This is a genomic window from Cupriavidus sp. GW823-FHT07B10 (genome assembly GCF_058794355.1).
Window position 1 is genome coordinate 87,799 of record NZ_JBXAGS010000015.1, and the last position, 17,299, is coordinate 105,097.

General features: G+C 68.5%; 23 protein-coding genes. 17 read left to right on the forward strand and 6 right to left on the reverse strand.

Going from position 1 to position 17,299, the window contains the following annotated elements:
• The first annotated feature begins 6 nt into the window (after positions 1-6).
• Complete coding sequence (locus AC1Q6V_RS25790) at positions 7-1,275, forward strand: M20/M25/M40 family metallo-hydrolase (RefSeq protein ID WP_010812137.1); 1,269 nt, start codon at positions 7-9, stop codon at positions 1,273-1,275.
• A gap of 87 nt (positions 1,276-1,362) precedes the next feature.
• Here AC1Q6V_RS25790 and AC1Q6V_RS25795 read toward each other — a convergent pair whose 3' ends face one another.
• Together AC1Q6V_RS25795 and AC1Q6V_RS25800 are read right to left on the reverse strand one after the other, a co-directional pair.
• The gene (locus AC1Q6V_RS25795; RefSeq protein ID WP_454749988.1) at positions 1,363-1,647 is read right to left on the reverse strand and encodes an antitoxin of toxin-antitoxin stability system; all 285 of its coding nucleotides are present in this window, start codon (positions 1,645-1,647) and stop codon (positions 1,363-1,365) included.
• 97 nt (positions 1,648-1,744) lie between these two features.
• The gene (locus AC1Q6V_RS25800; RefSeq protein ID WP_010812135.1) at positions 1,745-2,326 is read right to left on the reverse strand and encodes a GNAT family N-acetyltransferase; all 582 of its coding nucleotides are present in this window, start codon (positions 2,324-2,326) and stop codon (positions 1,745-1,747) included.
• Between the two features lie 174 nt (positions 2,327-2,500).
• Between AC1Q6V_RS25800 and arsC the strand changes: the two genes are divergently transcribed.
• Positions 2,501-2,860, forward strand: coding sequence for an arsenate reductase (glutaredoxin) (gene arsC / locus AC1Q6V_RS25805; protein ID WP_010812134.1), 360 nt, complete (start codon positions 2,501-2,503; stop codon positions 2,858-2,860).
• An 88-nt stretch (positions 2,861-2,948) separates the two neighbouring features.
• Here arsC and AC1Q6V_RS25810 read toward each other — a convergent pair whose 3' ends face one another.
• The 3 genes from AC1Q6V_RS25810 to AC1Q6V_RS25820 form a co-directional block, all read right to left on the reverse strand.
• Positions 2,949-3,176 (reverse strand): hypothetical protein, encoded by a 228-nt coding sequence (locus tag AC1Q6V_RS25810; protein WP_010812133.1) that lies wholly within the window; start codon positions 3,174-3,176, stop codon positions 2,949-2,951.
• A 207-nt stretch (positions 3,177-3,383) separates the two neighbouring features.
• The gene (locus tag AC1Q6V_RS25815) at positions 3,384-4,040 is read right to left on the reverse strand and encodes a hypothetical protein (protein ID WP_010812132.1); all 657 of its coding nucleotides are present in this window, start codon (positions 4,038-4,040) and stop codon (positions 3,384-3,386) included.
• 4 nt (positions 4,041-4,044) lie between these two features.
• Positions 4,045-4,695 (reverse strand): MBL fold metallo-hydrolase, encoded by a 651-nt coding sequence (locus tag AC1Q6V_RS25820; RefSeq protein WP_010812131.1) that lies wholly within the window; start codon positions 4,693-4,695, stop codon positions 4,045-4,047.
• Between the two features lie 281 nt (positions 4,696-4,976).
• Between AC1Q6V_RS25820 and AC1Q6V_RS25825 the strand changes: the two genes are divergently transcribed.
• Positions 4,977-5,747 carry a septal ring lytic transglycosylase RlpA family protein gene (locus AC1Q6V_RS25825; RefSeq protein ID WP_454749987.1) on the forward strand — a complete coding sequence of 257 codons (771 nt, stop codon included), beginning with the start codon at positions 4,977-4,979 and terminating at the stop codon, positions 5,745-5,747.
• An 87-nt stretch (positions 5,748-5,834) separates the two neighbouring features.
• Here the strand turns inward: AC1Q6V_RS25825 and rsmI are convergent, their stop codons facing one another.
• On the reverse strand, positions 5,835-6,743 hold the full coding sequence (rsmI, locus tag AC1Q6V_RS25830) for a 16S rRNA (cytidine(1402)-2'-O)-methyltransferase (protein ID WP_010812129.1): 909 nt from the start codon (positions 6,741-6,743) through the stop codon (positions 5,835-5,837).
• An 18-nt stretch (positions 6,744-6,761) separates the two neighbouring features.
• Here rsmI and AC1Q6V_RS25835 point away from each other — a divergent pair, with 18 nt between their 5' ends.
• The 14 genes from AC1Q6V_RS25835 to soxA all read left to right on the forward strand — a co-directional run bounded on the left by AC1Q6V_RS25835 (position 6,762) and on the right by soxA (position 17,297).
• Entirely contained in the window at positions 6,762-7,157 is a 396-nt protein-coding gene (locus AC1Q6V_RS25835) for a YraN family protein (RefSeq protein WP_010812128.1), read from the forward strand.
• Between the two features lie 62 nt (positions 7,158-7,219).
• Entirely contained in the window at positions 7,220-7,807 is a 588-nt protein-coding gene (locus tag AC1Q6V_RS25840) for a phosphoheptose isomerase (RefSeq protein WP_010812127.1), read from the forward strand.
• A gap of 46 nt (positions 7,808-7,853) precedes the next feature.
• Entirely contained in the window at positions 7,854-8,714 is an 861-nt protein-coding gene (locus AC1Q6V_RS25845) for a BON domain-containing protein (protein WP_010812126.1), read from the forward strand.
• A gap of 170 nt (positions 8,715-8,884) precedes the next feature.
• The gene (locus AC1Q6V_RS25850; RefSeq protein ID WP_010812125.1) at positions 8,885-9,235 is read left to right on the forward strand and encodes a c-type cytochrome; all 351 of its coding nucleotides are present in this window, start codon (positions 8,885-8,887) and stop codon (positions 9,233-9,235) included.
• A gap of 15 nt (positions 9,236-9,250) precedes the next feature.
• The gene (locus AC1Q6V_RS25855; protein WP_011616200.1) at positions 9,251-10,516 is read left to right on the forward strand and encodes an NAD(P)/FAD-dependent oxidoreductase; all 1,266 of its coding nucleotides are present in this window, start codon (positions 9,251-9,253) and stop codon (positions 10,514-10,516) included.
• 89 nt (positions 10,517-10,605) lie between these two features.
• Positions 10,606-11,496 carry an O-acetylserine/cysteine exporter gene (locus AC1Q6V_RS25860; RefSeq protein ID WP_010812123.1) on the forward strand — a complete coding sequence of 297 codons (891 nt, stop codon included), beginning with the start codon at positions 10,606-10,608 and terminating at the stop codon, positions 11,494-11,496.
• A gap of 47 nt (positions 11,497-11,543) precedes the next feature.
• Entirely contained in the window at positions 11,544-11,963 is a 420-nt protein-coding gene (locus tag AC1Q6V_RS25865; protein WP_011616199.1) for an ArsR/SmtB family transcription factor, read from the forward strand.
• A 107-nt stretch (positions 11,964-12,070) separates the two neighbouring features.
• Positions 12,071-13,420: a sulfite dehydrogenase gene (gene soxC, locus AC1Q6V_RS25870; RefSeq protein WP_011616198.1), complete on the forward strand. Its 1,350-nt coding sequence runs from the start codon at positions 12,071-12,073 to the stop codon at positions 13,418-13,420.
• On the forward strand, positions 13,404-14,441 hold the full coding sequence (locus AC1Q6V_RS25875) for a c-type cytochrome (protein WP_011616197.1): 1,038 nt from the start codon (positions 13,404-13,406) through the stop codon (positions 14,439-14,441). Before soxC ends, AC1Q6V_RS25875 begins: the two co-directional genes overlap by 17 nt.
• A gap of 117 nt (positions 14,442-14,558) precedes the next feature.
• Complete coding sequence (locus AC1Q6V_RS25880; protein WP_010812119.1) at positions 14,559-14,885, forward strand: c-type cytochrome; 327 nt, start codon at positions 14,559-14,561, stop codon at positions 14,883-14,885.
• A gap of 159 nt (positions 14,886-15,044) precedes the next feature.
• Positions 15,045-15,500 carry a thiosulfate oxidation carrier protein SoxY gene (gene soxY / locus AC1Q6V_RS25885; RefSeq protein ID WP_010812118.1) on the forward strand — a complete coding sequence of 152 codons (456 nt, stop codon included), beginning with the start codon at positions 15,045-15,047 and terminating at the stop codon, positions 15,498-15,500.
• Between the two features lie 46 nt (positions 15,501-15,546).
• Positions 15,547-15,858, forward strand: a complete 312-nt coding sequence (gene soxZ / locus AC1Q6V_RS25890) for a thiosulfate oxidation carrier complex protein SoxZ (protein WP_010812117.1) — start codon at positions 15,547-15,549, stop codon at positions 15,856-15,858.
• A gap of 85 nt (positions 15,859-15,943) precedes the next feature.
• Positions 15,944-16,396, forward strand: coding sequence for a DsrE family protein (locus tag AC1Q6V_RS25895; RefSeq protein ID WP_010812116.1), 453 nt, complete (start codon positions 15,944-15,946; stop codon positions 16,394-16,396).
• Positions 16,397-16,469: 73 nt separating this feature from the next.
• Positions 16,470-17,297 carry a sulfur oxidation c-type cytochrome SoxA gene (gene soxA, locus AC1Q6V_RS25900; protein ID WP_454749986.1) on the forward strand — a complete coding sequence of 276 codons (828 nt, stop codon included), beginning with the start codon at positions 16,470-16,472 and terminating at the stop codon, positions 17,295-17,297.
• Positions 17,298-17,299: the final 2 nt, after the last annotated feature.

Genomic DNA, 17,299 nt, shown 5'->3' on the forward strand with positions numbered 1-17,299 from the left:
CAAGTCATGACCGCACGAGACAATATGAACCCCACTGAAACCACGCTGACGCAGTTCATCGACCAGCACCGTCCGGAACAGGAAGCCTTCCTGGCCGAACTGGTCAAGGTGCCCTCGGACAACCCCGCAGGCGACTGCGACGCCCATGGCAAGCGCGCCAAGGAACTGCTGGAGGGCCTGGGCTTCACGGTGGAGGCGCACAAGGTGCCGGACGAGCTGGTGAAGGCAGCCGGCATGATCAGCGCCACCAACCTGATCGTGCGCAAGCAGTTCGGCACGGGCGGCCCGACCATCGCCATGAACGCCCACGGCGACGTGGTGCCCCCGGGCCTGGGCTGGACCAAGGACCCGTACGGCGGTGAAGTGGCCGACAGCGAGCACGGCCCGGTCATGTACGGCCGCGGCGTGGCGGTATCCAAATCTGACTTCGCCACCTACACCTACGCCGTGCTGGCGCTGATGGAAGCAGAGAAGCAGGGCGCCAGGATCAACGGCGCGGTTGAGCTGCAGTTCACCTATGACGAGGAAACCGGCGGCGACATCGGTCCCAAGTTCCTGCTCGACAACAACCTGAGCAAGGCCGACTACGCCATCTCGGCCGGCTTCTCGTACGGCATCACCTCGTCGCACAACGGCTGCCTGCACGTCGAAGTGACGGTCAAGGGCAAGCAGGGCCACGCCGCCATGCCGCATACGGGCGTGGATGCGATCGAAGCCGCCACCCACATCCTGCAAGCCATCTACGGCCTGCGCGCCGAGCTGGCCACGCGCAAGTCGAAGGTGCCGGGCATCGACACCGCCACGCTGAACGTCGGCCTGATCAAGGGCGGCATCAATACCAACGTGGTGCCTGACCTGGTGACCTTCCGCGTCGACCGCCGCATGATCCCCGAGGAAATCGGCTTCGACGCCGAAGGCGAGATCCGCGCCGTGGTGGAAAAGGCCGCCAAGGACCGTCCGGGCATCGAAGTGAAGGTCGAGCGCATCATCCTGGCCGAGCCGCTGTCGGAACTGCCGGGCGTGGAAAAGCTGATCGGCGCGCTGAAGAGCCGTGCCGAGTCCGTATTCGGCGTGGAGATCCCGGTGCAAGGCGTGCCGCTCTACACCGACGCGCGCCACTACACCAAGCGCGGCATCCCGACCGTGCTGTACGGCGCCGGCCCGCGCACGCTGATGGAAGCCCGCGGCCATAACTCGGACGAGAACCTGCGCCTGAACGACCTGAACCGCGCGACCAAGGTGGTGGCGCTGGCGCTGTCGGACCTGATGAAGTAAGTCATTTCGATTGAGCCGGACTGCCAACAGGCGGTCGGCCAACGCAAAAGCGCCACGGAGACCCCGTGGCGCTTTGCTTTCTTGTTCTCAAGCTTTCCGCAATATCGCGGCACACCACGCGGCGGACTCTGCTTCCACCTGCTCATTCGGAATGCCGATGCCGGCACGCATCGAAACCCTGCCTTCCTCAATCATCTGCTGGAAAAGGACCTCCTCGTCGCGTGCCTGCCTGCGCCGCGCCAGATACTCGCGCACCTGCGCCTCAGCAACCTGCGAGGTGGTAAGGCCCTCAGCCGCGGCCTCGGCTATGAATGCGTCACGCAATTGCGGGTTCAGCGTGAGAATGAACGGGGCTTCTTCCGACACCAGCATGTCCAATGTCCTTGTAATGACGAAGAATAGGCATTGTCGATACCAGGGCACCTGCGCGACTATGGGACACGTCGGAACTTGCCGCGGCTGATTCCTCCTACGCCGGCAGCGTCGTCGCCCCCACCCCCAGCACCCGCTGCATCAGCACCGTATCGATCCATTGCCCGTGCTTGAACCCCACCGCTTCCAGCCGGCCGACGGTGCGGAAGCCCAGGCGCTCATGCACGGCCAGCGAACCGGCGCCTTCGCCGCCGGCGGTGCAGGCGATCACGGCGACCATCTGGCGCCAGGGACCGGTCTCGCAGCGGGCGACCAGTTCGGCCAGCAGGGCCTGGCCCAGGCCCTCGCCGACGCGGCGGTGGTCGATATAGATCGAATCCTCGATGGCGAAGCGGTAGGCGCTGCGCGCGCGGTAGGACGATGCATAGGCATAGCCCAGCACCTCGCCGTCGCGCACGGCGACCAGGTAGGGCAGGCCCTTGCGGTGGACTTCGGCAAAACGCAGCTGCATCTCGTCCAGGCTCGGCGGCGTTTCCTCGAACGAGGCGCGGCCGTGCAGCACATGGTGCGCGTAGATGGCGTGGATGGCAGGAACGTCGGCGGGTGTGGCGTCGCGCAGGGTGAAGGGTTTGCGCGTGCCGGCGGACGGCGTCGTGGCGGAAACGGTAGTGGAAGTCATCGGGAATGGCGCCCTATGCAAGGACTTGGGGCAACGCAGGATGCGTGCCGGCCACTTGCACCAGCGTGATGCTGCGCGAGGGCCGGTGTCTTGTATATAGTGCGGATTGATTTGCACCGCATTAGTGCCAACGCCCCGGGGCGGGGCACGGCAACGACAAGAAAGGACCCTGCCATGATCACCATCTACCACAACCCCCGCTGCTCCAAGTCGCGCGAAACGCTCGCCCTGGTCCAGGCCGCCAGCGAGCGGCTGGGCGAACCGGTGGAAATCGTGGAATACCTGAAAGAGCCGCCGTCGCTGGCCACGCTGCGCCAGTTGCACACCATGCTGGGCGTGCCGGTACGCGAGATGCTGCGCGACAACGAAGCGCCGTACGCCGATCTGGGCCTGGCCGATCCTGGCCTGACCGAGGCCGAGCTGCTGGCCGCCGTGGCCGACAACCCGATCCTGCTGCAGCGTCCGGTGGTGGTGCGCAACCGCCGCGCCGCGATCGGCCGGCCGCCCGAGAACGTGGCGCCGCTGCTGGCCTGAGCCAGCCCATGCACGGCACCAAATAAAACCGGCCCCCACGTGGTGGGGGCCGGCCGGTGCTTGAGGCAAACAGCTTCAGGCGGGTCGTCTAATGAACACCCAGCCAGTGCATGGCCTCCTGACCGAAAGCGATGGCCGCCAGTACGACCAGTAGCACCACCAGCGTCACCGTGCTGACGTATAGCGTGGCCTTGGCGACTTCGGCGTCCTCATCCGAGGTGTGGCGATGGGTGATAGGTGTGGCGCCCCGCGTGGCATGCGGCCAATGGATCCGGCCGGCCAGGTCTCTCAAGTGCAGGTCGGTATGAAAACGCATGATCGACACCTCCTCGGCAGGCGCCGCGCGATCCGGGCAACATGGCTCAAACGGCATATGGCGTGGCTGCGCAAGTGCGCCGGATAGTCTGTGGCTCGTTTCGCCCGGTACGCCATATCCGCTTCTACTATAGGCGCGCTTGCGTGGGATGCGAACGCAAAGCCTGCAAGGGGCGTGCCGCCGTGGCTGCCGCGGCGCAGCAACCGTTCAGGGCTGCCCGGACGAAGGTGAGGGCTCGCTAGCGTCCGCTGCGGCATCGGACGCCAGGCTGGCCAGTGCGGCCTCGCGCTCACGCAGCGTAGCGAGCATGTTGCAGAACAGCGCACCCTGTTCGAGCGCATCGTCCAGCGCCACATGGGTGTGCGGCAGCGGATCCATCCAGGCGGCCGGGAAGGCCGCCTTGACGGTCTTGCGGTAGGGGCGCCCGGTCAGCGCAAAGCCCAGCGTCTTGATGTCGAGGGCGGCCCAGCCAAAGGGCGAGCGCCCGGCGAACCGCATCATGTACCAGAACATCCAGGTGAAATCGAAGCCGGCCGGAAAGGCCACGAAGACCGGCTTGCCGGGCAGGCTCTCGACCCATTCGACATAGCGGACCATGGCGTCCTCGGGGCGCTGCAGGTCGCGCCGGCAGGCGCTCCAGGCTTCGGGCTGGGTTTGCCACCACTGCATCTGCACCGGGTGGCCGGCGGCGCCGGGCAGGGTCTCGAGGTTGGCGGAGAACGTGCCCACCACGGTCTTGTCCGCCAGCATTGCCGCGGACGCGAACGACAGCATCGAATGCGGGCCCGGGATCGGGCCGTCGGCTTCCACGTCGGTGCTGACGTAGATCTCCGGGCGGGTGTCGGGCACCTGTCGCTTGGCCACGGCCTCAGCCCACGTCGGTCAGGTGATCGGCCACGAACGGGTTGTTGCGGCGTTCCTCGCCGAAGGTGGAGACCGGGCCGTGCCCGGGAATGAAAGTCACGTCCTCGCCCAGCGGCCACAGCCGCGTGCGGATCGAGCGGATCAGATCGGCATGGTTGCCGCGCGGGAAGTCGGTGCGGCCGATCGAGCCGGCGAACAGCACGTCGCCCACCACCGCCAGCCGGTTGGCGCGCGAGAAGAACACCACGTGGCCGGGCGTGTGGCCGGGGCAGTGGTAGACCTCCAGCGTCTCGTTGCCGAACTGCACGGTGTCGCCGTTCTCCAGCCAGCGGTCTGGCTCGAAGCTCTCGGCGTGGCCGAAGCCGAAGCGGCGCGTCTGCTCGGGCAGCTGCTCGATCCAGAAGCGCTCGTCCTGCTGCGGGCCTTCGATGGGGATATCCAGCTCGCGCGCGAGCGCTGCGGCGCCGGCGCAGTGATCGACATGGCCATGCGTCAGGAAGATCTTTTCCAGCGTGACGCCTTGCTCCCTGACCGCCTCACGGATGCGATCCAGGTCGCCGCCGGGATCGCAGACCGCGGCGCGGCCGGTGCTTTCATCGATCAGCAGCGAACAGTTTTGCTGGAAGGGCGTGACGGGAATGAGCAGGGCTTTCATGGACGATTTCTTGTGCGCCGGGCGCCTTCTGGCCGGGCGCCACGGAGTGGCCCGCACGGACGGCGGGCGGTGCCCAGCATTGTAGCGCCGGGCGGCGATTCACCGCCCGCGATGCAAGTCGTGTGCTTTATGCATTACCTGAGCGAAAGCCCCGTCTCGGGCGGGAATCCCTTGCCACAAGCGGGATTCCGGGCAGATAGGTCATGATCGTGCGAAATCGCACAGATTTCGTAACAAAATGAAAGAGATAGTCGTAAAGAGTCAATGTTAGACTGCCGCCCATGTTACGGATCTCCGCTCTCGTTAAGCGCTGGCAACGGCTGGCCAAGCTCGGCGCATGCACCGCATGCGCCGTGGTGCTGGCCGCCTGTGCCACGCCCCCTGAAGGCGACAACGCAAGCAACGACAACGCTGGCGCCGTGCCCACGCGCGCGGCAAAGAACGGCAAGGCCGGCAAGACCGATCGCACCGACGCAGACAACAAGTCCGCGCGCGCCTCGGGCGGCGGCAGCTGGAACCTGTTCGGCTATGACGCGGAAGAAGGCCGCAGCGGCAGCTCGCTGGACGGCCTGCGCGCCGACATCGGCACGTTCGAGCAGCGCGGCGTTTCGTCCTGGTACGGCAAGGGCTTCCATGGCCGCAAGACCGCCAACGGCGAACGCTTCGACATGCGCGCCATGACCGCCGCCCATCCGACGCTGCCGCTCGACAGCTGGGTGCTGGTGCGCAACCTGCGCAACAACAAGGTTGCAGTGCTGCGCATCAATGACCGCGGGCCATACCACGGCAACCGCGTGCTGGACGTGTCCTACGGCGCCGCGCGCCGCCTGGGCTTCGTCGAACGCGGCGCCACCAACGTCGAAATCCGCCGCCTGACGCGCACCGAAGTGGCCGCGCTGGGTCCGCAGATCGATGCCGGCGGCACCGAGGCCGGCGACGGCAGCGGCGACGACGACGTATCCGTGCCGGAACTGGCCAACTCGCTGGCGCCCGCCAAGGCGCGCAAGTCGACCAAGGCCGGCGGCAAGACCGTCAAGCGCACACGGCGCTGACCAGGGCAGCGCCGCCGCATGCCGCCGCGCGCTGACACCTCTGCTTTACCTTCCTCCTCCCGATCCCGGGATCACGCGCGCACCGCGTCAGTCCTCTGCCTGCCCCGCGCGCTGCGCCAGCGCCAGCTGGTAGAGCGCATCGGTGCCGGCGCCGGTGATGGCGGCCGCCAGCTTGGCGGCGCGCTTGGCCGGCAGTTCCGCCAGCAGCAGCGCCAGCACGCGCTGGGCCTCGGCATCCGGCAAGCCATCCGCGGCAGTTGCGGCGCCAGCGCCTTCCACCACCAGCACGAATTCCCCCTTGGCCCGGTTCGGGTCGGCGGCCAGCCAGGCCGGCGCCTGCGCCACGGGCAGCACAGCGATGTCCTCGAACAGCTTGGTCAGTTCACGCCCGACCAGCAGCCGGCGCTCGCCTGGCAGGCCCGCGGCCAGCGCTGCCAGCGTGTCGGCAATGCGGTGCGGCGCCTCGTAGCAGACCCAGGCGTGGTCCAGCGCCGCCAGCCGGGCGATGGCCTCGGTGCGCGCCTTGGGCTTGCTGGGCAGGAAGCCGACAAAGGTGAAGCGGCCTTCGCCGGCATCGAGCATGTCGCCCGCCACCGACAGCGCGGCCACCGCGGCACTGGGGCCGGGCAGTGGCACCACCGGATGGCCGGCGGCGCGCACCGCCTCGACCAGGCGCGCACCCGGGTCGGAGATGCCCGGCGTGCCGGCGTCGGAGACGTAGGCGATGCGCTCGCCGGCCGCCAGGCGCGCCGCGATGCGGCCCGCGGCCTCGCGCTCGTTGTGCTCGTGCACGGCCACCAGCGGCCGCTGCAGGCCCACGCGCGACAGCAGCTGGCCGGTATTGCGGGTGTCTTCGCAGGCCACGGCGTCGGCCAGGCCGAGCACATGCAGCGCGCGCAGCGACAGGTCGGCGACGTTGCCGATGGGCGTGGCCACGACATAAAGGGTGCCGGCCGGGTAGGACTGGCTGGCCGCCAGGGAGATCCAGTCACTCATGCTTGAGAACTTCCGTTGATGCCATCATTCAAATCCACCACGCAGTTGCAAAACACACAGCTACGCGGTGCGCAGGCGGAGGACCGGGCCCTGGCACACCTGCGGCGCCAGGGCCTGGAGCCCGTGGTGCGCAATTATCGCTGCAAAGGCGGCGAGATCGATCTGGTCATGCGCGCGCCGGACGGCACGCTGGTGTTCGTTGAGGTGCGCCAGCGCAGCGGCCGGGGCTTCGGCGGCGCGGCCGCCAGCGTCACGCCGGCCAAGCAGCGGCGCGTGCTGCTGGCAGCAGCGCACTACCTGGCCACGCTGGCGCAGGTGCCGCCGTGCCGCTTCGACGTGGTGGCCCTGGAACCCGGCCGGCTGGACTGGCTGCAGCATGCCTTTGACCAGGATGCCGCCGGGGCTGGTTCATAATGCGCGGCAGACCCTAAGGTACGATCCGCGGATCGCAATGGCAACAACAAGGCCCCAGAGCCATGAGTATCGACAGTATCCAGCAACAGTTTCTAGACAGCGCCGAGACCAAGCGACAGGCCGCGGCGGTGATGGCCCCCTATATCGACGCCGCCGTGGAACGCATGGTCGGCGCGCTGACCAGCGGCAACAAGATCCTGGCCTGCGGCAACGGCGGCTCCGCAGCCGATGCGCAGCACTTTGCCGCCGAACTGGTCGGGCGCTTCGAGCGCGAGCGCCCCGGCCTGGCCGCGATCGCGCTGACCACCGACAGCTCGATCCTGACCGCGATCGGCAACGACTATGACTTCAGCAAGGTGTTTTCCAAGCAGGTCGAGGCGCTGGGCCAGCCCGGCGACATCCTGCTGGCGCTTTCCACCTCGGGCAATTCTGCCAACGTGATCGCCGCCATCGAAGCCGCGCGCCAGCGCGAGATGGCCGTGGTTGCGCTGACCGGCAAGGGTGGCGGCACCATCGCCGGCCTGCTCGATGAATTCGATATCCACCTGTGCGTGCCGAGCGAGCGCACCGCGCGCATCCAGGAAGTGCACCTGCTGACCCTGCATTGCCTGTGCGACGGCATCGACGAGGCACTGCTCGGGGAAGCCTGATGCTGCCTTCCTCCCATTCCCAACATCCAGCCACAGCAAGGACCGCATGACGAACCTGCCCACTACGCAAGCCCCCCGGAACGGCGCCGGCGCGCGCCATCCTTCCCGCACCGCCGGCCTTGGCCGCGCCAGCCTGGCCGCGGCGGCCGTGCTGGTCTGCGCCACCCAGCTCGCCGGCTGCTTCCCCGTGATCGCCGGCGCCATGGGGACCGGCGTGGCCATGGCCACCGACCGCCGCCCGGCCGCCACCCAGACCGTGGACCGCGGCCTGCAGCTCGAGGCCGAGAACACCATCAACTCGCGCTACCGCGGCCAGGCCCGCGTCAACGTGACCGTGTTCAACCGCAAGGTGCTGCTGACCGGCGAAGCCAGCAACGACACCGTCAAGCAGCAGGTCGAGCAGTATGTGCGTGGCCTGCAGAATGCGCGCGTGGTGATCAATGAGCTCGAGGTCGTCAACTCGCCGGGCTTCATGACCCAGAGCCAGGACGCCTACCTGACCAGCAAGGTCAAGACCCTGCTGATGACCGCCGACGGCGTGCCGTCCAACTCGATCAAGGTCACCACCGAGAAGAGCGTGGTCTACCTGCTGGGCGTGGTCACCGCCGCCGAGGGCGACCGCGCCACCGACGTGGCGCGCAATGCCTCGGGCGTGACCAAGGTGGTCAAGGCCTTCGACTACGTCAACGACACCGAGCGCGCGCGCCTGGACTCGGCTTCCACCTCGCAGAACCCGTCGTTCGACGGCAATGTCGGCACGCCGGCGCCGGTGCAGTCGGTGCCGGGCGTGGGCGGTCCGATCGATGCGCCGGCCGGGGCCGCCACGGGCACCACCGCGACCACCAGCCCGGTCGCCGCACCGGTGACTTCGCCGGTGACGCTGCCGCCGGGCCGCAACCTGCCCTGAGCACGCGCCCGGCCCAGCTTCCCGGGCCGGTTCCGACGGCGTCCGCTCATGCGGACGCCGTTTGTCCTTCTGCGGTTTTCACCGCACACGGTCCCTGCCCGATGTGCTACGGTAGCCACGCCGGCCGCCCCCAAGCGGAACCCAGCGCCGGCCCTACACGGAGCGAGACCATGACAATCTTCCCCCGGCCCGCTGTGTTGCTGCGGCTGGCGCTGCTGGCCGCGGCGCTGTGCGGCGCCCAGCCGGCGCTGTCGGCAGACAGCGCCGCCCCTGCCACCGATGCCGCGCTGCGTGCGCGCAGCCAGGCCGCCGCCTGCACCAGCTGCCACGGCCCTGCCGGGCGCGCGCCGGCGGGCAGCACGATCCCGCCGCTGGCCGGCCGCCCGCAGGCGGAACTGGCCGCGCAGATGCAGGCCTTCAAGGCCGGCACGCGGCCGGCCACGGTGATGCACCAGATTGCCAAGGGTTACAGCGACGACCAGATCGCGGCCATCACGGCGTGGTTCGCCGCGGTGCGCTGACAGCGGGGGACTACCATGCAAAGACGAAGCTTCCTGGGCGCCGCGGGCGCCGCAGTACTGGGTTCGGTCGGGGTCGGGTCGGCACGCGCCGCGGCGCCGGCCAGGGTGGTGGTGGTGGGTGGTGGCTACGGCGGCGCCACCGCCGCGCGCTACCTGCGCGAGTGGAGCGGCCAGGCGATCGAGGTCACGCTGGTCGAACCCAATCCGGCCTTTATCTCCTGCCCGCTGTCGAACCTGGTGCTCGGCGGCAGCCGGCAGCTGGCGGACCTGACCTTGCCGTACGACGCGCTGGTGCGCCGCCACGGCGTGCGGCTGGTGCGCGATACCGCCGTGGCCATCGACCCGGCCAAACGGACCGTGCGCCTCGCGGGCGGCGCCACGCTGCCCTACGACCGCCTGCTGCTGTCGCCCGGCGTCGAAATGATGAGCGATGCGCTGCCCGGGCTGAAGCAGCCCGGCGGCGACCAGGTCCTGCACGCCTGGAAGGCGGGCCCGCAGACCGTTGCGCTGCGCCGCCAGCTGGAGGCCATGCCGGACGGCGGCACCTATGCCATCAGCGTCCCGCTGGCGCCCTACCGTTGCCCGCCGGGACCCTACGAGCGCGCCTGCCAGGTGGCGTACTACTTCAGGCAGCACAAGCCGCGCAGCAAGGTGCTGATCCTGGACGCCAACCCCGACATCACCTCCAAGGCCGGGCTGTTCCGCAAGGTGTGGGCGTCGCAGTACCCGGGCATGGTGGAATACCGGCCGCAGTTCAACGCGGTGGATGTGGACCCCGCCACGCGCACGCTCAAGTTCGAGGTGCAGGACGACGAGCGTGCCGACGTGCTCAACGTGCTGCCACCCCAGCGCGCCGGTGCGATCGCGGTGTCGGCGGGGCTGGCCACGGCCAATGGCAAGTGGTGCGAGGTGGACTTCGTCACCTTCGAGTCGCGCGCCGCGGCCAATATCCACGTGATCGGCGATGCCATCCAGATCGCGCCGCTGATGCCCAAGTCGGGCCATATGGCCAACCAGCATGGCAAGGTCGCGGCCGCGGCCATGGTCGCGCTGCTGTCGGGCCGGGCACCCGACCCGCAGCCGCTCTACAACAACACCTGCTACAGCTTCACCTCCGACCGCGAGGCGGTGCACGTGGCCAGCGTGCATCGCTATGACGCGGCGCAGAAGACCATGGTCACGGTGCCGGGATCGGGCGGGCTGTCGGAGGCGCCGAACCAGCTCGAAGGCGACTACGCACTGGCATGGGCCAAGGGCATTTGGGCGGAGATGCTGGGGTAGGTGCAGGGCGGGCCATGCCCCGAAGGCCGGGGGCTGCTACCCTACGGGTTTTGTCCGGCACTGTGCCGGGCCGCGCCCCCAGCCCCCTCATGCAAGCCAGAGACCGTCTACTCGCCCTCGCCATCGTCTGCGTCTGGGGCGTCAACTTCGTCGTCATCAAGGTTGGCCTGGCGGACATGCCGCCGATGCTGCTGGGTGCGCTGCGCTTCCTGCTGGTGGCGTTCCCGGCGATTTTCTTCGTGCCGCGCCCGCGCGTGCCGTGGCGGCTGCTGCTGGCCTACGGCGTCACCATCAGCCTGGGCCAGTTCGCCTTCCTGTTCTACGCCATGGCGGTCGGCATGCCGGCCGGCCTGGCCTCGCTGGTGCTGCAGTCGCAGGCCTTCTTCACGCTGGCCATTGCGGCGCTGTGGCTGGGCGAGCCGGTGCGCTGGCACAACATCGCGGGCATGGCGGTGGCGGCGGGCGGGCTGGCCCTGATCGGGGCCGGTGCCGGCAGCGCCGGCGGCATGAGCGTGGCGGGCTTCGTGCTGACGCTGTGCGCGGCGTTCTGCTGGGCCAGCGGCAATATCGTCAGCAAGAAGATCGGCCCGGTCGACCTGCTGGGGCTGGTGATCTGGGGCGCGCTGATCCCGATCGTGCCGTTCGCCTTGCTGTCGCTGTGGGTCGAGGGCCCGGCGCGCATCGTGCAGAGCGTCACCCATGTGTCGGGCATGGCCGTGTTCGCCGTGGCCTACCTGGCCTTTGCGGCGACGGTGTTCGGCTACACCATGTGGGGCCGGCTGCTGACGCGCTACCCGGCCAGCCAGGTGGCGCCGCTGACGCTGCTGGTGCCGGTGGTGGGGCTGGTGTCGGCGCATGTGCTGCTTGGCGAGGACCTGTCCGGCGCGCAGTGGGCGGGCGCGGCAGTGGTAATGGCCGGGCTGCTGCTCAATGTGTTCGGCCAGCGCCTGTGGGCGGGCAGGGCGCTGGCGCGCCGCTGATCCTCCCGCCGCACTTATGCTGTGCTGCATCAGTGGGTAAACACTATATGCGCATTCACGCATATACGAATATATTGGATGCCATGGAAGAGCTGGATCGCGTATTCGAAAAGGTATCGGGCTACTTCAGCCTGTTGGCGGAGCCGACGCGGCTGAAGATCCTGCACGCCTTGTGCGATGGCGAGAAGCCGGTCAGCACGGTGGTCGAGACGGTGGGTTCGTCGCAGACCAATGTGTCGCGGCATCTCAACGCGATGTACCGCTCGGGCGTGCTGTCGCGCCGCAAGGAGGCGAACCTGGTGTTCTACGCCATTGCGGACGAAAGCGTGATCGAGCTGTGCCGCACGGTCTGCGTGCAGGTGGCGAGCCGGCTGGAGGACAGCGCCTTGCCCTCCGGCGTGGTCGACCGCTTCATGGCACAGCCGGCACCCGAAGCCCCGGCGCGCAGGCGGCGCACCGCAGGCTAGCTCAGCTCTTCCGGTAAACGGATCGCTGCCGCACCCGCTGCAGCGGCCCGATAACAGGCACGCCGACCGGTCCAAGGGCCGTGGCGAGCGCGCCGGAGGAGACCGATTTGCAGGAACGGAACCGGCCCGGGCGCATCGTGCCCGCGCCCGAGCACTTCGTCAGCGCATCGCTGCAGCAGGACATCGGCCGGCACGGCCTGGACGCGCCGCGGCGCGACTTCCTGCGCAAGAGCTTCCTGGGCGCGGCCGCGGGGATTGCCGCCGCCACGGCGGGCCGCCAGGCACTGGCAGCCGACGGCGATCCCGCCATCCTGCAGCCGCAGCCGTGGGCCACCTCGCTCGGCCAGCCGGTGGCTGCACGCCCGTACGGGCAGCCCTCCGTGCATGAGAAAAACCTGGTGCGGCGCGAGTCGCCGGGCCTGACGCGCGTCTCCGCCGCTTCGGTGGCCTTCGCGCCGCTGCAGGGCTTCTTCGGCATCATCACCCCCAACGGCCTGCATTTCGAGCGCCACCACCAGGGCTGGCACGATATCGACCCGGCCCGCCACCGCCTGATGCTCAACGGCCTGGTGCGCACGCCGCGCGTCTACACCATGGACGACCTGATGCGCCTGCCGGCGGTGTCGCGCATGCATTTCATCGAATGCGGCGCCAACACCGGCATGGAATGGGGCAACGTGGCCGTGCCCACGGTGCAGTACACCCACGGCATGCTGTCGTGCTGCGAGTTCACCGGCGTGCCGCTGCGGGTGCTGCTGGACGATGCCGGCGCCGACCTGCGCCGCGGCCGCTACCTGCTGGCCGAAGGCGGCGATGGCTCGTCGATGACGCGCACCATCCCGATGGAGTTGGCCGACGAGATCATCGTCGCCTGGGGCATGAACGGCGAGATGCTGCGCCCCGAGAACGGCTATCCGCTGCGGCTGGTGGTGCCGGGCGTGCAGGGGGTGTCGTGGGTCAAGTGGCTGCGCCGGCTGGAGCTGGGCGACCAGCCGTGGAATGCGAAGGACGAGACCATCCACTACGTGGACATGATGCCGGACGGCAAGCTGCGCCAGTACACCTCGATCCAGGAGTGCAAGTCGGTCATCACCACGCCTTCGGGCGGGCAGCAGATGGTGGGCAAGGGCTTCTACAACATCAGCGGGCTGGCGTGGTCGGGGCGCGGGCGCATCAGGCGTGTCGATGTCTCGACCGACGGCGGGCGCAACTGGCGCAGCGCGCGGCTGGAGGCGCCGGTGCTGTCCAAGTGCCTGACGCGCTTCAACCTGGACTGGGTCTGGGACGGCGGCCCCGCCATCCTGCAAAGCCGCGCCATCGACGACACCGGCTATGTGCAGCCGAAGCTGGGGCAGCTGCGCGCGGTGCGCGGCACGCGCTCGATCTACCACAACAACGCTATCCAGAGCTGGCAGGTGGCGGCAGGCGGCGAGGTGTCCAATGTCCATGTGGGCTGAACTCAGGACCGCCGCCGCCCTGGTGCTGGCAGCCGTCAGCGCCGCCCCGGCGTGGGCGGGCACGGCCGACGCGCGTGCGGCACTTGGCCGCACCGCCACGCCCGCCGAAGTCGCCGCGTGGGACATCGACGTGCGCCCGGACTTCCAGGGCCTGCCCAGGGGCAGCGGCACGGTGGCGCAGGGGCAGAAGGTCTGGGACGGCAAGTGCGCGTCGTGCCACGGCGACTTCGGCGAATCCAACGAGGTGTTCACGCCGCTGGTCGGCGGCACCACCGCCGAAGACATCAGGCGCGGCCGCGTGGCCGGCATGACCGGCAACCAGCCGTACCGCACCACGCTGATGAAGGTCAGCACCGTCAGCACGCTGTGGGACTACATCCACCGCGCCATGCCGTGGAACGCGCCCAAGAGCCTGAGCGTGGGCGACGTCTACGCGGTCACCGCCTATATGCTGCACCTGGGCGAGGTCGTCCCGGCCGACTTCACGCTGTCCGACGCCAATATCGCCGAGATCCAGCGGCGCATGCCCAACCGCGACGGCATGACCACCGGCCACGGCCTGTGGCCGGGGCGCGGCCGCCCGGACACGCGCAATACGGCCTGCATGAAGGATTGCGCCGGCAAGGTGGCGATTACCTCGTCGATACCGGATTATGCCCGCGATGCCCATGGCGAACTGGCGCAGCAGCAGCGGAGCTTCGGCCCGGTGCGCGGCGTGGCCGCGGGCAATACCGTATCGAAAAGTGCTGCATCAGCTCCTTCGGAGCCGGCCGCGCCGGGCGCGCGGCTCACCAGCCAGTACCAGTGCATGGCCTGCCATGCGATGGACCGCAAGCTGGTTGGGCCGTCCTTTGCCGACATCGCCGGCAAGTACAAGGGCCAGGACGCGCATGGCGCGCTGGCGCGCAAGGTCAAGGCAGGCGGGCAGGGCGCATGGGGCAGCGTGCCGATGCCGGCGCAGCCACAGATCCCGGATTCCGACGTGCAGGCCATGGTGGGCTGGATTCTTGAGGCAAAATAGCGGACTGGCCACCGCAGTGCCCCCGGGCGGCGGCCAGTGTGTGCCGCGAAGCCATTGCAGTACGGCCCAGCGGCCTTTGCCGTCCCCACGGCTTTACAGAGCTTGGAGAGCTTAACAATGAAGCAGTTTGTCATCGCAGCGCTGATGCTCGGCGCCGCCGCATCGGCCCACGCGGTCGATGCCGCCAAGGCACAGGAGATCGCCAACAAGAACGCCTGCATGGGTTGCCACCAGGTCGACAAGAAGCTGGTCGGACCTTCCTACAAGGAAGTGGCCGCCAAGTACAAGGGCGACAAGAACGCCCTGGCGACGCTGACCAAGAAGGTCAAGAGCGGTGGCTCGGGCGTCTGGGGCCCGGTGCCGATGCCCGCGAATGCGGCGCTCAACGACGCCGACCTGAAGACCGTGGTCGAGTGGGTGCTGGCTGGCGCCCCCGCCAAGTAAGCCTTACCGACCAGGCGGGCAGTCCGCCGATGCACCAGGCCGGGCGGTGAATGCCGCGCGGCTAGGACAGACCAGCGGCCGGCCATGTACCGGCCGCATGAAGCAGATCCCCGAAGCGGTCATCGACCGACTGGAACGGAGTAGCCGGAGAGCAGAAACATGAATTCCAAACGACGAGAAGTGCTGCGGGTCACCGCTGTCCTGTCGCTGATGGCCGCCACCGGCCTGATCAGCGAGGCGCAGGCGGCCGAGTGGAACAAGAACGCCTTTGACGGCAAGAGCGTTGCCGACGTGATCAAGGCGCTCGGCGGCAGCGGCACCGAGAAAAGCACCGCCATCACCTTCACCGCCCCCGACATCGCCGAGAACGGCGCCGTGGTGCCGGTGGCCGTGACCAGCACCATCCCGGATACCGAGCAGATCGCGATCCTGGTGGAAAAGAACCCCAACACGCTGGCCGCCGACTTCATCATCCCGGCCGGCACCGAGCCGTTCGTCTCCACGCGCGTGAAGATGGGCCAGACCTCGGTCGTGCATGCCGCGGTCAAGGCCGGCGGCAAGTGGTACGTGGCATCGAAGGAAATCAAGGTCACGCTGGGCGGCTGCGGCGGCTGACGCCGCGCCCCGGATCGAGATTCCCAAACTGCAACAGGAGAAACACATGGCAGACCCGATGCGCGTACGCGCCACCGAAAACGGCGGCGTGGTTGACGTCAAGATTCTGATGAAGCACGACATGGAAACCGGCCAGCGCAAGGACGCATCCGGCAAGGCCGTGCCGGCCTGGCATATCCAGACCGTGACCGCCCAGTGCAAGGGCAAGGAAGTGTTCCGCGCCCAGTTCGGCCCGGCGGTGTCGAAGGACCCGTTCCTGAACTTCAAGTTCAAGGGCGGCGCCAAGGGCGACAAGGTCGCAGTGACCTGGATCGACAACAAGGGCGACAAGCGCACCGACGAAGCGACCATCGCCTGACAGCCGTTCCGCGGCCGGCAGGCCATGCCGTCCTCTGCTAAGGTTCGGGACGGATGCCGGGACTGGCCCGGCGGGAAGGAACAACATGCGGCGAGCATTTATTCGAGCATCGGCGGCACTGGCCGCCATCGGCCTGTCGGCAAAAGCCGCGGCCCAGGCCGCGCCGGCTGCGGGCAAGGGCGGGCGCATCAAGGTGGTGTACCAGCTGTCGGAAGGCATCGACCAGGCGGTGCGCGCGATGGGCAACCTGCGCAACCACCTGAACGGCGCGCCGGGAACGAAGATCGTGGTGGTGGCGTTCGGCTACGGCATCGATTTCCTGGTCGAAGGCGCCAAGGATGCGCGCGGCAACACCTTTGACGGCCCGGTGGGCGCGCTGGCCTCGGCCGGGGTGGAGTTCCGCGTGTGCCGCAACACGCTGACCGCACGCAAGATTGCGGAATCGAGCCTGTTGATGGAAGCCAAAGTGGTACCGGCCGGCGTGGTCGAGATTGCGCGCCTGCAGGCCGAAGAAGGCTACGCCTATATCAAGCCCTGAGCCGGGCGGCGTAGCTTCCGGCAACAAGAGAGAGAACGGCCCGCCACGGTGCGAGGCCGCGAGGAGAAGCCCCATGAACACCATCCGAAGCCTGGCCCGGCGCGCCGCGCTGGCCGCGGCGGCCACCGCTGCGGTGGCCTCAGCTGCCGCCGTGCATGCGCAGGGCAGCACCGCCGACGAAATCGCCAAGTACCGCCAGATGCTGGCCGAAGGCAATCCCGCCGAATTGTGGGAAGCCGCAGGCGAAGAACTGTGGAAGAAGCCGGCCGGCCTGAAGAACGCCTCGCTGGAACAATGCGACCTGGGCAAGGGCCCGGGCGTGACCAAGGGCGCCTACGCCGAGCTGCCGCGCTACTTCAAGGACGCCGGCAAGGTGATGGACCTGGAGCAGCGGCTCGCCTACTGCCGCATGACGCTGCAGGGGCTGACCAGGGAAGAGGCAACGAAGAACCCGTTCTCGTCGTCGGGCAAGCCGTCCGAGATCGAGCGCCTGGTGGCCTACCTGACCGGCGAGTCGCGCGGCGTGAAGATGAACGTGCAGCTCGGCCATCCCGAAGAAAAGCGCACCTATGCGCTGGGCGAGAAGATGTTCTTCTACCGCGGCGGCGCCTATGACTTTGCCTGCGCCACCTGCCATGCGGTGGACGGCCAGCGCATCCGCCTGCAGGACCTGCCCAACCTGCTGACCGACAAGGGCGCGCAGGCGGCCTACACCACCTGGCCCGCCTACCGCGTCTCGCAGGGCGAGGTCCGCACCATGCAGCACCGCCTGTACGACTGCCTGCGCCAGCAGCGCTTTCCCGAACCCGCCTATGGCTCGGACGTGATCACCGCGCTGACCATGTTCCTGGCGAAGAACGCCAACGGCGGGACCTACGACGGTCCGGCGATGAAGCGCTGACC